The organism is Hymenobacter sp. IS2118, from assembly GCF_000715495.1.
GTDB lineage: Bacteria > Bacteroidota > Bacteroidia > Cytophagales > Hymenobacteraceae > Hymenobacter.
This window is the reverse complement of record NZ_JNLX01000156.1, coordinates 1-14,658: the sequence shown is the minus strand read 5'-3', so window position 1 is coordinate 14,658 and position 14,658 is coordinate 1. Positions and strand designations below refer to the sequence as shown.

The 14,658-nt window shown below is 62.0% G+C and carries 11 protein-coding genes and 1 pseudogene; 6 read left to right on the top strand and 6 right to left on the bottom strand.

The genetic code is table 11. The features are described 5' to 3' along the window. Window positions 1-84: 84 nt before the first annotated feature. Window positions 85-1,197, top strand: coding sequence for an IS4 family transposase (locus GM79_RS16020; RefSeq protein WP_035560846.1), 1,113 nt, complete (start codon window positions 85-87; stop codon window positions 1,195-1,197). On the opposite strand, the gene GM79_RS16015 is transcribed toward GM79_RS16020, so the two are convergent. The 4 genes from GM79_RS16015 to GM79_RS16000 form a co-directional block, all read right to left on the bottom strand. Then, the gene (locus GM79_RS16015) at window positions 1,181-1,363 is read right to left on the bottom strand and encodes a hypothetical protein (RefSeq protein ID WP_035565817.1); all 183 of its coding nucleotides are present in this window, start codon (window positions 1,361-1,363) and stop codon (window positions 1,181-1,183) included. The two genes, GM79_RS16020 and GM79_RS16015, sit on opposite strands and share 17 nt — an antisense overlap. Then, a complete protein-coding gene (locus GM79_RS23860; protein WP_072008639.1) occupies window positions 1,360-2,487 on the bottom strand; it encodes an AAA family ATPase in 1,128 nt (375 codons plus the stop codon). Before GM79_RS23860 ends, GM79_RS16015 begins: the two co-directional genes overlap by 4 nt. 119 nt (window positions 2,488-2,606) lie before the next feature. Then, complete coding sequence (htpG, locus tag GM79_RS16005) at window positions 2,607-4,424, bottom strand: molecular chaperone HtpG (RefSeq protein ID WP_035565814.1); 1,818 nt, start codon at window positions 4,422-4,424, stop codon at window positions 2,607-2,609. A 103-nt stretch (window positions 4,425-4,527) separates the two neighbouring features. Continuing rightward, complete coding sequence (locus tag GM79_RS16000) at window positions 4,528-5,043, bottom strand: hypothetical protein (protein WP_152560034.1); 516 nt, start codon at window positions 5,041-5,043, stop codon at window positions 4,528-4,530. Window positions 5,044-5,178: 135 nt separating this feature from the next. Here GM79_RS16000 and GM79_RS15995 point away from each other — a divergent pair, with 135 nt between their 5' ends. From GM79_RS15995 to GM79_RS15975, 5 genes are all read left to right on the top strand, one after another. After that, window positions 5,179-5,529 carry a hypothetical protein gene (locus GM79_RS15995; RefSeq protein WP_035565812.1) on the top strand — a complete coding sequence of 117 codons (351 nt, stop codon included), beginning with the start codon at window positions 5,179-5,181 and terminating at the stop codon, window positions 5,527-5,529. Between the two features lie 108 nt (window positions 5,530-5,637). Next, window positions 5,638-8,058: a TonB-dependent receptor gene (locus tag GM79_RS15990; protein ID WP_161787197.1), complete on the top strand. Its 2,421-nt coding sequence runs from the start codon at window positions 5,638-5,640 to the stop codon at window positions 8,056-8,058. 103 nt (window positions 8,059-8,161) lie between these two features. Next, window positions 8,162-8,719 (top strand): hypothetical protein, encoded by a 558-nt coding sequence (locus GM79_RS15985; protein ID WP_051718969.1) that lies wholly within the window; start codon window positions 8,162-8,164, stop codon window positions 8,717-8,719. A gap of 125 nt (window positions 8,720-8,844) precedes the next feature. After that, a complete protein-coding gene (locus GM79_RS15980) occupies window positions 8,845-9,780 on the top strand; it encodes an NAD(P)/FAD-dependent oxidoreductase (protein ID WP_081867814.1) in 936 nt (311 codons plus the stop codon). A 352-nt stretch (window positions 9,781-10,132) separates the two neighbouring features. Next, complete coding sequence (locus tag GM79_RS15975) at window positions 10,133-12,475, top strand: TonB-dependent receptor (protein WP_235184088.1); 2,343 nt, start codon at window positions 10,133-10,135, stop codon at window positions 12,473-12,475. Window positions 12,476-12,643: 168 nt separating this feature from the next. Here the strand turns inward: GM79_RS15975 and GM79_RS15970 are convergent, their stop codons facing one another. Both GM79_RS15970 and GM79_RS24995 read right to left on the bottom strand, forming a co-directional pair. Further along, window positions 12,644-13,702, bottom strand: coding sequence for a hypothetical protein (locus GM79_RS15970; RefSeq protein WP_035565804.1), 1,059 nt, complete (start codon window positions 13,700-13,702; stop codon window positions 12,644-12,646). Window positions 13,703-13,881: 179 nt separating this feature from the next. Next, window positions 13,882-14,658, bottom strand: a pseudogene (locus GM79_RS24995) (IS5 family transposase); the annotation flags it as partial.

Genomic DNA, 14,658 nt, shown 5'->3' with positions numbered 1-14,658 from the left:
CACTCTACCCTACTAAACTTTAGGGCATAAAAACGGGGCAGTCCGACCTTTGGGGTTCCTACACACCATTGTCCGTCCTGCCCCGTGAAGCCAAGCCTCATTGCCAAAATTACGACGCTTTTGCGTCGCGTCCAGCTAGTGCCCCATCTGTCCCGGCAAAAGTTTGTCAGCCAGTTTGTTATCGCCCTGCTCAAAAGCCGCAACGTCCAATTTTGCGAGGTAGCCCAGCACCTGAATGACGCGGTGAAAATCGCTTCGAATGAAACCCGCATTCAGGACTTTTTTCGGCAGGTGGACCTGAATTATCTGGTGCTGGCCCACCTGCTGCTGCGCTTGCTGCCCGCCACGGGCAAACTGCGCCTGTGCCTGGACCGCACCGAATGGGACTTCGGCCGCTGCCAGGTCAATATCCTGCTCGTGACCGTAGGCCGAGGCGACTTTCAACTGCCGCTCTATTGGGAACTGCTCGACAACCGCAGCGGGAACTCCAGTGCGGCCGACCGTATTGCCCTGCTCAAAATCTGCGTACAGGTGCTGGGCCGCGACCGCATCGGGCTGGTGGTGGGGGACCGGGAGTTTGTGGGCCATGTCTGGCTTAACTGGCTACGGAAGAATAAATTGCCTTTTGTAATGCGCCTGCCCAAGCACCACCAAATCACCTTTGCTAGTGGCCGACGGCAGGCCGTCACGGCCCTGGGCCTTGCCGTAGGGCAGCAGCGGCATTTTCTGCATTGCCAAGTGGCTGGGGTCTGGGGACAGGTCTGGGTCAAGCGGCTGGCCGACACGGAGTTTCTGTTTCTCTTCGCCGCGCCCGGCTTGCGCAACCTGGGCGGCCTCTACGCCAGCCGCTGGACGATTGAGCAGTGCTTTCAGAACCTGAAAGGACGCGGCTTTAACCTGGAAGCCACCCACTTATGCTGCCACCAGAAGCTGCGCAAGCTCGTGGCTCTGGTCAGCCTGGCCTACGCGCTATGTCTGGGCGTGGGCACGATGGCCCACGGCAAAATCAAGGCCATTCCACGCAAAAATCACGGCTGCCGGGCCACAAGCCTGAGCCGCTACGGACTGAATCTGTTGCGCCAGCTCACGCGGCCCCACGCCCAGCCACAAGAGCCGGTGGCCCGTAAAATCATGGCCCTGCTAGACTGGTTTATTCGGCAACTTACTTATTATCAAATCCCTAAAATAGTAGGGTAGAGTGGTCATCGACCTGCTTTTTATTGGCCGCCCGAAACCGGGCCGCAAACTCCTGGTCGAACGCAAAGCGTGGCCCCGAATTGACGGTCAGCGCCTCCAGGTAGTGGTGCAGAAACAGCCGTTGCGCATCGTCTTCGCCAAAAAAGCCGTACCGAATGAGACTCATGCCGGCACGCCCCCCAGAAAGCCCGACACCCAATGCTCGCCCAGCGAGTCGGTGTAACGGATGGGCGGCTTGCCTTCGGCTTCCAGCCGGGCGTTGGTGGCGGTGATGATGTCGCCCGCATTGCGGATGACGGTTTCGTCGTTTTCGCGGTCGAACACCGAAATGCACTCCGGGATGTCGGCAAAATGGTCGACCACGTAGGGGCTGTGCGACGTGAGAATAATCTGAATTCCCCGCAGCTCCGCCAGCTCAAAAATAAAGTCCATCACTTCCTTGATGCGGCGCGGATGGATGCCCTTCTCCGGCTCCTCCAGCAGCAGCAGCTTCGGCGGGTCGGGCTGATGCACGATGCACAGCAGCGCTAAGAAATAAAGGACGCCTTCGGAGACTTCTTCGGCCCAGTAAGAATTGCCCGATGCATCGAAGAATTTAAGCTTTAGGTTTCCTTTGAAAACGGGGTCTGGCGGTGTAGAAAAGGATATAAGACTCCTAACACACTTAGCGAAATCCCTTTTAAGATTAATTATAATACTTTCATTATTTTGCCCAAGTGTATTTATAAAGTTAGCTATGTTAATACCTCTAGCATTCAATAGAGGCTGCGCTGATAATCCTGAACTTATTTCAAAAACAGCTGGCTCAATCTTGTAAATCACACTATTTGCTAGCCTCTCCCAAGTCCCATAGAATCCTTGCGGGAATGCTTTAAAATTAGTTTTGGCCGCAGAAAGGTCTAATGACTCTCGGGTGCCGTACTCCGTATTAACAAGCTCTGCTTCTAACCTGCTTTGCATTTCAAGCTCGGTAATTCTCGGCTTACTCGTAACAGAATAAATCACTTCACAGAACTTCTTTGTATCAATCTGGTCAACAAGATGTATTTGAATTTCCGTTGGTGAAAACCTGTCTTTTTTATCACCTCTTGGCACATTTTGGCCATACCAATCAATGGAAACCTCCTGCCCGTCTGGGTAATCAGAAACACGCATAGCAGTCTCTGATATGCCTTTCAAGAAATTTGACTTGCCCGAGTTGTTCGGCCCGATGAACAGGTTGACTTGTCCCAGCTTCACCGAGGCGTCGCGGATGCTGCGGAAATTCTGAATGCGGAGGGAAGTGAGCATGAGGGCGAAGGTAGGCGGTAGAATGGTGAGGGCCGAAAATGCAGAATACACCAATGAAAAAGCGTCCCCTGGCCATTGCCAGAGGACGCTTTTGATAACTCGTTAAGTGAAATTCTGCCTTACAGCAACTCCGTGCTGCGCTTCACGAAGGCCGTGAGGGCCTCGCCTTTCAGCATTCCTTGCGACAGCAGAGCCAGGTCGAAGGCTTGCTTGGCGAGCTTCTCGCCGCCGTCGGCCAGCACTTTGGCTACTAGCGGGTGGTTGGCGTTCACAGTCACGTCGTACGACTCGGGGAAGGCCCCGAACATCTGCATGCCGCCGCCGCCGCCGGTGCGCTGCATGTCCTTCATGCGGCGCATGAACTCGTTTTGGGTGATGACGACCGGAGCGTCCTGCGGCGAAAGGGCGGCCACTTTCACGTGCATGGCCGGGTTGGCAATGGCCGTGGTGAAGGTGGTTTCCAGCTTGGTGGTGTCGTCTTCGGTCAGCACGCTTTCGGTGGTGCCTTCCTTTTCGATGAGCTTGCTCACCGTGTCGGCGTCCACGCGCTTGAAGCTGGTTTTCTCCAGCTTCTGCTCCAGCTGGCCGATGAAGTGCGGGTCGAGGATGTGGTCGAAGTTCAGCACGTCGTAGCCGCGCTCCTGGGCGGCGGCCACGAAGCCGTGCTGCTGTTCGGCATCGTTGGTGTAGAGTACCACCGTGTTGCCGTCCTTGTCCTGCTGGTTGGCCTGAATGTGCTCGGTGTACTCCGTGATGGTGAACAGCTTGTCATTCACGCTCTTCAGCAGCACGAAGTCCTTGCCCTTGTCGTAGAACTTCTCGTCGCTCAGCATGCCGTACTTCACGAACATGCCGATGTCACTCCATTTCTCCTCGTAGCCGGGCCGGTCCTGCTTGAACAGGCTGCTGAGCTTATCGGCTACCTTCTTGGTGATGTAGGTATTGATTTTGCGCACCGCCGCGTCGGCCTGCAGGAAGCTGCGGCTCACGTTGAGCGGGATGTCGGGCGAGTCAATCACGCCGTGCAGCAGCATCAGGAACTCGGGCACCACGTCCTTCACCTCGTCGGTGATGAACACCTGGCGCGAATACAGCTGAATCTTGTTGCGCGAGAACTGCAGCTCGTCCTTCACCTTCGGGAAGTACAGAATACCAGTCAGGTTGAACGGGTAGTCCACATTGAGGTGAATCCAGAACAGGGGCTCATCCATGCTCATCGGATACAGCTCCTGGTAGAACTTCTTGTAGTCCTCGTCGGTCAGCTCGCTCGGCTGCTTGGTCCAGATGGGGTTGGTATCGTTGATGAGCTGGCCCTCAAACTCAATGGGAATGGGCAGGAACTTGCAGTACTTGGTGAGGATGGTGCGCAGCCGGGCTTCCTCCAGAAACTCGTCCGAATCGTCGGCTACGTGCAGCACCACGTCGGTGCCGCGCTCAGCTTTTTCGGTGGTTTCGAGGGTGAAGGCCGTGCTGCCGTCGCAGGTCCAGTGGGCGGCTTCGGTGCCTTCCTGGTAGCTCTGCGAGAAAATCTCAACCTCCTTGGCCACCATGAAAGCGGAGTAGAAACCCAGGCCGAACTGCCCGATAATCTGGTCTTTCGTGGCCGCGTCCTTCTCCTTGTACTGCTCCACAAACTCGGTGGCGCCAGAGAAGGCAATCTGGTTAATGTACTTTTTGATTTCCTCGCCGGTCATGCCCAGGCCGTGGTCCGAAATCGTGATTTTGCGGGCTTCCTTATCCACGGTCACGCGCACTTTCAGCTCGCCGAGCTCGCCTTTGAACTCGCCCAATTGGGCCAGACTTTTCAGCTTTTGGGTGGCATCGACGGCATTGCTGACCAGCTCGCGCAGGAAAATTTCGTGGTCGGAATACAAGAACTTCTTGATGATGGGGAAGATGTTCTCGGTATGGATGGAGATGGAGCCGGTTTCTTGCATGGTCTAAAGGGAAACGGTTGAATACAGACGGAATGGCCGGACGCCGGGCGTCGGGCCGCTGGTCGGGCGGTATTCAAAGCCTGTTCCAAGGCAAGTGGGGCTGTCAGATTGACAGCGAAGGGCCGGCGTAAGTGGGCGGCAGGTCGGCGAGCAGGGCTTCCATCGGGGGCGTGGGGCCGTGCACGGCGTTCCATTCGGCCAGCAGGGCCGGCAGCCGCCCCGACCCGTCACAGAGCCAGTGCAGGCCGGGCGCGGCGGTGAGGAAGAACTGAATATCGAACCTGATACGGGGCCCAAACAAAGCCAGCAGCGCATCGATAGCCAGCTGATTGTGCACCCGGCACCGGTTGATGGCCAGCACCAGCCGTTCCAGGGGCAGCTCCAGCAGGCCCGGCATCCAGTTCGTGCTCAGCCACACCTGGTCGTACACCGAAATGTCCGGAAACGAGTTCATATTCAGCATTATGGCCCGCGCTTTCACCTCTTTGGCCAGGGCCAGCAGCTGCCCGGTACCGGTCCGAAACGTACGCATGTCCTGGCCCGAAGACCACTCCACGCGCAACAGGCCCAGGTCCTGGTCGTACTGCACAGCGAAATTGGGAATACTTGTGATTATCACAGAAAAGGGCGGCCGGGGCCTCAGCAGGTGCAAAAAGCGGTTGAAAACTTACGAAGCCGCCGGCCCCAACGGATTGCCCCAGTCGAACCAGCGCAGAATGTTTTTTTCAGACTTTACTTATTTCCCTGCACCTTTGTGACCGTGTCTGCCCTGCGCTCCCATATCGCTTTGCTCCTGCTGCTGTGCCTAACGCGCACGCTGCTGCCCGAGGCGTGGATACTGGATTTGCACGCCCACAACCATACCACGGAAGAGCCGGCCCAGGCTCCGGCCTTCCGGCTCAAGGGCAAGGCCCTCGTCAGTGCCCAGCACCAGCACTGCGCCGCCGACCACTTCTACGACGTGGCATTTGTGCTGAGCGCGCCCATAGTGATGCCGCAGCCCGTGGCCCGGCCGTGCTTTGCCACGGCACCCGTGCCCACCGTAGCCACCGCGCCCTGGATAGTGCGGCAGCCGGCCCAGCCCCGCGGGCCACCCGCCGCCTAGCGGCTCCCGGCTTTCCCTGATTTTAAGCTATGCCCTGCTCCAACTGCGCCGCGGTTTGGGAGTGGGCTTGCGCTTATGCCGCCGTTGCGCGGTTCTGCTTATTCGTTTATGAGGGTGATTTCCTGCCTGCCAGGCCGTATTGCGGCGTGGCTGATGCTGGTATTGCTGGGGGTGCTGACGCTGCCGGTTCGGGCACAAGAGGCCCCGGCTTCCGTTGAGTGCACCTTGGCGCTGGCGGGCCGCGTGGCCGACCACGAGTCGGGCACGGTGCTGCCCGGCGCCACCGCCCGGCTGCTCGAAACCGGCGAGGTGATTGCGGCCGACGTTTACGGCAACTACCATTTTCACGTGTGCGCCGGCACTTACACCGTTGAAGTAAGCTTCGTAGGCTTTCGCACGGAGACCATGGCAGTGCGGGTGACCAGCTCCGTGGTACGCAACTTCCAGCTGCATCCCGATGCTGTGCAGCTGCAGGGCGCCGTGGTGCGCGGGCAGGCCCTGCCCGCGCCCGCCACCCAGGCTACCACCGCCCTGACTGGCGCGGCCCTGGCCGCCACCCGCGGCCAGACGCTGGGCGAAGCGCTGCTGAAAGTGAGCGGCGTGTCGGCCATTCAAACCGGGCCCAACGTGTTCAAGCCCATGATTCATGGCCTGCACTCCAACCGCGTGGCCTTGCTCAACAACGGGGTGCGGCAGGAAGGCCAGCAGTGGGGCCAGGACCACGGCCCGGAAATCGACCCCTTCGTGGCCTCGCAGCTGACGGTGGTGAAGGGCGCGGCCGGCGTGCGCTACGGCGCCGATGCCATTGGCGGCGTGGTGCTGGTGCAGCCGGCCGCCCTGCCCGACTCGGCCGGCACCACCGGCGAGGTGCACGCGGTGGGCGCCTCCAATAATGGGCTGGGGGCGCTGTCGGCCACGGTGCAGGGCGCGCCGGCCCAGCTGCCGGGGCTGGCGTGGCGAGCGCAGGGTACAGTGCGGCGGGCAGGCTTGTCGGCCACGCCGGACTATCGAATAAGCTCTTCTGCCTTAGCCGAGTACAACTACTCGGCGGCCGTGGGCTGGCGGCGGGAACGCTGGGGCGTGGAGGCTTTTGTGAGCCAATACAATGCGCGGCTGGGCCTGTATCCGGTGCCGGAAAACTGGAACGTGACGGCCCGCAACGGCGGGGTGCCGCCGCTGCCGGCCACGTTTACTTACGCCCTGGACCGGCCGTATCAGCAGATTCAGCACACCCTGTTCAAGCTCAGCAGCTTCTACCGGCTAAATGGCTGGGGCGGGCGCCTGGCCCTGACGCTGGCCCAGCAGGCCGACCGCCGGGGCGAGTACGACAAGTTCCGCCCGCGCAACGACAACGTGGCCCGCCGCAACCTGCCCGAGCTGGACTACCGCAACGAAACCAGCACCGCCGACCTGCGCTGGGAGCCCCACGCCCACGGCAATTTCAGCGGCGAGCTGGGCCTGAGCGGCACTTACCAGCACAACACCTACCGGCCGGGCAGCCGCTACTTCATTCCTTACTACACCAATTTGAGCGGCGGCGCCTACGGGCTGGGGCGCTGGCAGCCGGGCCCCTGGCTGCTGGAAGCCGGCCTTCGCCTCGACCGCCGCACCCTGGAAACCCGCCGGCCCACCCGCGTGAGCGGCGCCTTTGCCGTGATAACCGAAAACTTCGCCTTTACCACCCCGGCACTATCGACGGGCGTGGCGCGGGAGCTGGGGCCGCACGTGACCCTGCGGGCCGATGCCAGCCTGCTGCAACGGGCGCCCGCCGCCAACGAACGCGCCAGCCAGGGCGTGCACAACGGCATCTACGAAGAAGGCTACGACATTACGCGGCCGGCCGGCACGCCGGGGCTGGGCCCGGAAACGGCCCGCTCGGTAGCGTTCAGCGCGAGCTGGCACGACCACCCACGCCTCAACGGCGAGCTGACGCTGTACCAGACGCACTTGCAGAACTACATCTTTCAGACGCCCATTCCGCCGGTGCTCGACATCCGGGGGTTGTTTCCTTCCTACCGCTTTCAGCAAACCGATGCCCGCTTCCGGGGGCTCGACCTGCTGGTGGCCTACCGCGTGGCCCGGCCCCTGACCCTGGGCCTGAAGGCCGCCACGGTGGTAGAGCGCGACCTGCGCCTTGACGACTACCTGATTCTGGCCCCTGCCGACCGCCTCGAAGGCTGGCTGCGCTATGAGGCTGACGGACAGCCGACGGCGGCCCGGCGCCTGCACGGCTTTTACGCCCAGCTGGGCGCCCAGGCCGTGCGCCGCCAAACCCGCGTGCCCCGCGACAACGCCGAGCGCGACTACCTGGCCCCGCCGCCCGGCTATTGGCTGCTGGGCGCCGAAATCGGGGGCACGCTGCGGCTGGGGCCACGCACGCCGCTGAAAATCAGCCTCACCGGCACCAACCTGCTTGATACCGTTTACCGCGACTACCTCAACCGCTACCGCTATTTCCTGGATGAGGTGGGCCGCAACGTGACCCTGCGCCTTCGCGTGCCCCTGGCCTTCGGCACCCCGAAAAATTAAGCTTTCCCAATTCTTCACATTCTCACATTTTCATTTGCCCGATTCCTAATTCCCCACATTCTCACATTTCTCACATTTTTCACATTCCCCACATTCTCACATTATGACCATTTTCCAATCCCGCTTTCGCCTGGCCGCTGTGCTATTGGCGCTTCCGTTCGCTTTTTCAGCTTGTAAGGACGACAAAGACCCCGTGCCCGCTGAGGACAACGAGCAAATCACGACCGTTATCTACCTGCTGACGCCCACTACGGGCAGCGGTGCCCCCGTTACCGTTACCTGGCGCGACGTGGACGGCACCGGCGGCAACGCCCCCGTTATCGGCACGCTCAACCTGCTGCCCAACACCACTTACACCGGCGACATTACGCTGTTCGACGAAACGAAAAGTCCCGCCGAAAACATCACCGAAGAAGTGGAGGAGGAGTCCGACGAGCACCTCTTTATCTATCAGGGCACGCCGGCCAGTCTGCTCAGCATCACGCGCACCGACCGCGACGCCAAGAACCTGGAAATCGGCCTCGCCACCCGGGTGGTGACGACCGCCGCCGGCACCGGCACGCTCAAAATCACGCTGCGCCACCAGCCCGGCAGCAAGGACGGCAGCGCCACGCCCGGCGACACCGACGTGGAAGTGACCTTCCCCGTGACGGTGCGATAGCCAAAATCCTGCTTTCAGCTGCTTAGCAAAGAAGGTCCTGGCCCGGCGCCGGGGCCTTCTTTTCCCCTTTTTTCTGCACGAGTGCCTTACCCGACATTTCTCTGTTCTGTATTTCTATTTTTGCTATGCATAGAATTCCCCGGCCCACGATGGCCCATTACGACATGATAATTGTGGGCGCCAGCAACGCCGGCCTCAGCGCGGCGCTGGTGCTGGGCCGTTCGCGGCGCCATGTGCTGGTGCTCGACGGCGGCCCATCGCGCAATGCACCCGCCTTTCATTCCCACAGCTTCTTTACCCGCGACGGCGCGGCGCCCGAGGAATTATTGCGCATCGGCCGCGAGCAGCTACGGCCCTACCAGGTGGAAATCTGCGCGGACCTGGCCCGTGCGGCCCGCATCATGGCCGACGGCCGGTGCGAACTGACCCTGAGCAGCGGCGCCGAAGTTTCGGCCCAGGTCCTGATTCTGGCTACTGGCGTGGTCGACGAGCTGCCCGCCGTGCCGGGCCTGGCCCAGCTGTGGGGCCGGGGCGTGTACCACTGCCCCTACTGCCACGGCTGGGAAACCCGCTACAGCCAGGTGGCCGTGTACGGCCGCGGCGAAAGCGGCTACCAGCAGGCCGTGCACCTGCACCACTGGGCCCCGCGCCTGGCGCTGTGCACCGACGGCCCCGCCGACCTGGCACCCGCCCAGCGCGAGCACCTCACCCAACTGGGAATTGCCGTGCTTGAGAGTCCGGTAAAAGCCATCGATGGCACGGTTAAGTGCCTGCGGGCCATCTTGTTTGAGGACGGTAGCCGCCAAGCGGTGGATGCGCTGTTCGTGCGGCCGGTGCAGCGCCAGCGCAGTGACCTGGCCCAACAGCTCGGCTGCGATTTCACCCCCGACGATGTGTATGTGCAGACCTGCGAAACCGGCCAAACCAACGTTTCCAACGTGTACGCCGTGGGCGACATGACCGGGCCCATGCAGCAGGTGGTTATGGCCGCGGCCAGTGGGGCCCGCACGGCGGCGTTTATCAACAACCAGCTGATTTTGCAGGACTGCGTGCTGGCCTGAGGCCACGTGCCGGCCGAACCCGAACTGCCGCCCGGCACGTGGTTGAAAATTATCCGAAGCTGAGCGAGTTCGTGACGAACCGCTCAGCTTTCTGGCTTTTGGGCCTTTTTCCAGGTGGCCGCAGTTTGGGGGGGGAGAAAATATCTGGGCAAGCTTTTCGGCCGCCCCCGTCAATTTTCCGTTCTTTCGGCGAAATTCATTCGTGTTTATGTCTCCTTTTTCCCTGTTAGTGTTGCTTTTGGTGGGTGGTATTGTTGCGCCGGCAGCAGCGCAGGATGCTCCGGCCGCAGGCTCGCCCCCTCCAGTAACTGCGCGAGCACGCACCGCGGGGCCACCTTTTACGGGCCGCGTCGTGGACGCCGCTACCGGCGAGGGGCTGCCCGGCGCCAACGTCGTATTCAGCGACCTGAAACGGGGCACGGCTACCGGGCCCGACGGCCGCTTCAGCTTCGTTGACTTGCCGCGGGGGCGCTTCACGGTGCAGATTCGATACCTGGGCTACAACACCGTGACTCAGACGGTGGACACCGGCAGCGGCCAGCCGCTGGAAGCCCGCCTGACGACTTCGGCCACGGAAATTGGGCAAGTGGTGGTAACAGGCGTGTCGCAGGCCACGGAAATGCGCCGCTCGCCGGTGCCCACCACCGTGGTCGACCACACCCGGCTCAACCAAACGGCGGCCGGCAACATCATCGATGCCATTGCCCACACGCCGGGCCTGAGCCAGGTTACAACCGGCGCGGCCATCAGCAAGCCGGTGGTGCGCGGGCTGGGCTTCAACCGCGTGGTGACGCTTAACAACGGCGCCCGGCAGGAAGGCCAGCAGTGGGGCGACGAGCACGGCATCGAAATCGACGAGTTCAGCGTGGACCGGGCCGAGATTATCAAGGGGCCGGGCTCGCTGCTCTACGGGTCCGATGCGATGGCGGGCGTTATCAACTTCGTGGCGCCCGACCCCGTGGATGAGGGCCGGATACTGGGCACGGCCACGGCCAGCTACCAGAGCAACAACCGCCAGCAGGGCTACTCGTTCCAGAACGCGGGCAACATTAAGGGCTTGAACTGGCTGGCGCGCGGCACCCGCAAAGTGGCCGGCAACTACCGCAACCGCTACGACGGCCGCGTGTACAACTCGGGCTTCAACGAATGGGACGCCAACGGCTACGTGGGTGTGAACAAAAGCTGGGGCTACTCGCACCTCACCTTCAGCAGCTTCAACCAGCGCGTGGGACTGACCGAGGGCGCCCGCGACGAAGCCACCGGCCGCTTCCTGAAAGACGTGCCCGCCGGCCCCGACGACACCCAGGCCGTGCCCGTGACCGATGCGGACCTGCGCGGCTACGGGCTGGCCGTGCCCCAGCAGCAAATCAACCACCTGCGCATTGGCACCGATAACAATTTTATTCTGGGCGAAAACGGGGCGCGCCTCACCTTGCTCGTGAACTACCAGCAGAACCTGCGGCGCGAGTTCGGCAACGTGTTCGACCCCTCGGAAAACTCGCTCTACTTCCAGCTCCGCACCGTTGACTACGCGCTGCGCTACTTCCTGCCCGAAATCAGCGGCTGGAACCTGACGTTGGGCAGCAGCGGCCTGCAGCAGCAAAACCGCAACCTGGGCTTCGAATTCCTGATTCCGGCCTACCGCACGAGTGAAGCCGGCGTGTTTGGGGTGGCCCGGAAAACCATTGGCGCAGTGGACCTTAGCGGCGGCCTGCGTTACGACGTGCGCCGCACCACGGCCGAGGCCCTGTTTCTGAACGCCGACGAGCAGCCCACCAACAGTACCGACCCCGACGCCGAAACCAAGTTTGCGGGCTTCCAGAGCACCTTTGGCAACTACAGCGGCAGCGTGGGCGCGGCCTACAACCTCAACGAGCGGATTACGATGAAGGCCAACATTTCGCGGGGTTTCCGAGCGCCCAATATTGCCGAGCTGGGCTCGAACGGCCAGCACGAAGGTACTATTCGCTACGAAATCGGGCAGCCCGGCCTGCGGGCCGAAACCAGCCTGCAGCTCGATGCCGGCGTGAGCTACACTACCGACCACGTGCGCCTGAGCGTGGACGCCTTCACCAACGCCATCGACAATTACATTTTCCCGCGCCGCCTGCTCAACGCCGGCGGCACCGGCGACTCGCTCAGTCCCGACGGCAACGGCGTGTTTCGCTATGAGCAGGGCCAGGCCCGTCTGCTGGGCGGCGAAGTGAGTCTCGATTTCCACCCCCACCCGCTGGATTGGCTGCACTTCGAAAACTCCTTTTCGATGGTGCGCGCCCGGCAGCCCGGCCGCCCCGAGGGCGAGAAATACCTGCCCTTCATCCCAGCCGACCGCCTGCAATCGGAGCTGCGGGGCAATTTCCGCCGCCAGGGCAAGCGCCTCACCAACCCCTACGCGCGGGTGCAGCTGGAGCACACCTTCGCCCAAAACCGCTTCTTCTCGGCCTTCGACACCGAAACGGCCACGCCGGGCTACACCCTCATCAACGCCGGCCTCGGCACTGATTTCGCCAGCGCCAAGGGCCGCGTTCTGGCCTCCCTATTCCTCACCGCCAACAACCTCTTCGACGTGGGCTACCAAAGCCACCTCAGCCGCCTGAAATACGCCGACCTCAACGCCGCCAACGGCCGCCGCGGGGTATTCAACCAGGGCCGCAACGTGAGCGTGCGGCTGGTGGTACCGCTGTCGTTTAAGTGAGTATTAGTGCGAAAGCAACCGTAGCAAAAAAGTTGTCATGCTGAGCTTGTCGAAGCATCTCTACCGCACCGTTGAACGGCCCTGACGGTGCGGTAGAGATGCTTCGACAAGCTCAGCATGACAGACGATTTTACACTTTCCTGTATTTGAGAAAACCCTTAACGCCTATTATTCAGGCAATTGGCTGGATTTGCGCCAGATAAAGCCGTCGAGTACGTAATGCGTGGCCTGGGGCAGGGCCAGCAGCGGCACCAGCCACACCAGCAGGGCGGGGCTGGCCACCGGGGGCAACTCCCGAAACCAGGTGAATACGGTTTCGTGCTCCCGCCACACCAGCCCGTCCCAAAGGCCCTCTTCGAAGTAGGCCAGCCCGGCTATCACGGCCAGGAAGATGACCAGTCCGTACTTGCCCGCCCAGGCGCCGCGCCGGGGCGGGGCGGCCTTTTGCGGCGCACGCAGGCCCTGATTCCAGACCAGGGCCAGGTAGGGAATGCCGTGCGAAACCACGTTGAGCAGCGTGAAAGCAAGGTCGCCGTTGAACCACACGATGCCTGCGTACCACGACACCAGCGTGCCGCCCAGCAGCAGGTTGCGGGGCAGGTTGAGCGTGCGGGTGCGCCGCCAGAGGAATATTTCGCGGCTGAGGTAGGCCACAATCAGCCCGACGTAGAGGACCGTGGCCAGGTGCCGGCCCAGGGGCCAGTCGACTTGCACAAACTCGCCATCGACAAACCAATTGAAGTTGCGCCCCGGCGATAAGTGCCAGAACAGCAGCGGGTAGATAGTGGCGTAGTAGACCAGCGCCGTGGCCAGCCAGCGGCCGGGCGCGGGCGGGTCGTGGCGGCTGTAGAGCCGCAGAAAGCCGTATTGCTGCCGGATAAAATGGAACACGGCCAAATAGGCCAGTACCCGCCAGAACACCAGGCTGCCCATGCTGTGCAAGGCCACGCCGGCCGCGTAGCAGGCCACGGGCACCACCCACAGCAAGGTGCGCCGCTGCTGCCGCCGCACCGGGTCGAAATACGTCTGAAATAGGGTGCCGTACACGTGCGCCACGTCAATGAGCACCACCAGGCCCACCCAGGCCAGCAGGGGCATCTGCGCGGTGCTGCGGTAGGCGGCCGGCAAAACCAGCACGAGCGCCAAAGCCAGAAACGGCGGCGCCAGAATCAGAAGGCCGTCGTAGCGGGCCGAGCGCACCCAGGGTTGGCGGGAAGCAGGAGCCATGGCGGTGGTCAGACGGGGTTAGTAGTGAGCTGTTGGCCTTGGTTACGCCGCCCAGACGCCAACCTCACCCCCTAGCCCCCTCTCCAAAAAAGAGGGGGAACTAGTTTTTAGTCTTAGCTCCTAGAAATTAGATTTTTAGAACTAGTGCTAGGGCGTGAGGACATTAAGAAATGAGTTATTCATCTAAGCCAATCAAGTGCTGCTCCGATATGCCAGAACGCGAGGAAGGAAACGATGGTCTTCTCGTAGCGGGTGGCCAAGCGGCGATACTGCTTCATGCGTCCGAAAAAGCGTTCGATTTTGTTGCGGTCGCGGTAGGCATTCTCGTCCAGGGGCAGCGGTTGGGTGCGGTTGGGGTGGCTGGGGATGACGGCTTGAATACCGCGTTGAGCGCAATAGGCGCGGGTTTGGTCGCTGTCGTAGGCCGTGTCGGCCACTACCTGGCCCACGTCGAGGCCGTCGAGCAGGGGCAGCGCCTGCGGGCTGTCGCCGGCCTGGCCGGGGGTGGCGAGCAGGCGCACCGCGTTGCCCAGCGACTCGACGCAGGCGTGAATTTTGGTGCTCATCCCGCCCCGGCTGCGGCCGAGGCACTCGGTCTGAGCGTCGCTTTTTTTTGGCCCGCCGCGTGCTGGTGCGCCCGCACGATGGTCGAGTCGAGCAGCACCCAGTCCAGCTCCGGCGCTTGGACGACCTGGAAAAGGCGGCGCCAGACGCCTTTTTCGGCCAGCCGGCGGAAGCGTTTGCGGGCCGTGTCGGACTTGCCGAAGCGTTCGGGCAGGTCGGCCCACGGGCAGCCGGTGCGCATTATCCACACCACAGCGTTGAAAAACAGCCGGTTATCGACGGCCGTCGCCCCGCCATCGGCGGCCTTGCCGGAGAGGTGCGGGGCAACCAGGGCCCAGGTAGCATCAGAAATTTCGTGACGGCGCATGCTGAAAAGTAAATAAGCAGTAAAC